Raw genomic sequence first — 544 nt, forward strand, 5'->3', positions numbered from 1 at the left:
TACCTGTAAACGAAGCCAAATCTCCAACACTTAATGGTTTGACAAAGTTGTTTTTGAGCCAGTCGATGGCTTTGGCTATTTGATGGCTATGGCTGCCCGCAGTCACGATTTGATGGAGACGCGTGCCCTGTTCACTCATCAAAAGGCGATAAAAAATCTCCCGTTTAATGATGGGCGCTAAAATTTTGATGTTTTGGCCTTCGTCTAATAATTCTGCTAAACGTACAAACGCATCCAATAGAGATTCCGACAACTCACCGACAGCAATGCCTTTTTGCGCTTCTTTGGATTGAGTAAAGGCAAGTTCGCTATCGACAATCAGTTGGGAAATCTCGGTCAAATCCAGCTCCATGATCAGCCCTAAATAAGGTTGCTCCTCCCTGGCTTCGATAATGTTGGCAATGATAGGGAGATCGACAGAAGAAATCAGGAAGTGGTTGGCATCGTAAATAAAGCTTTCCTCTCCCAATAAGACTCGCTTCCTGCCTTGCGCGATAAGACAAATACTTGGATTGTGGGTATAGCTCGTAGGCGGCGTCGGGGT

At 45.4% G+C, this 544-nt stretch carries 1 protein-coding gene; it reads right to left on the reverse strand.

The window, feature by feature from the left end; translation table 11 throughout:
* Positions 1-544: AraC family transcriptional regulator (locus R7Z50_RS30365; RefSeq protein ID WP_318150132.1), on the reverse strand; the 544-nt coding region annotated here is incomplete at both ends.

It is taken from the genome of Vibrio sp. 1249-1, assembly GCF_033340495.1.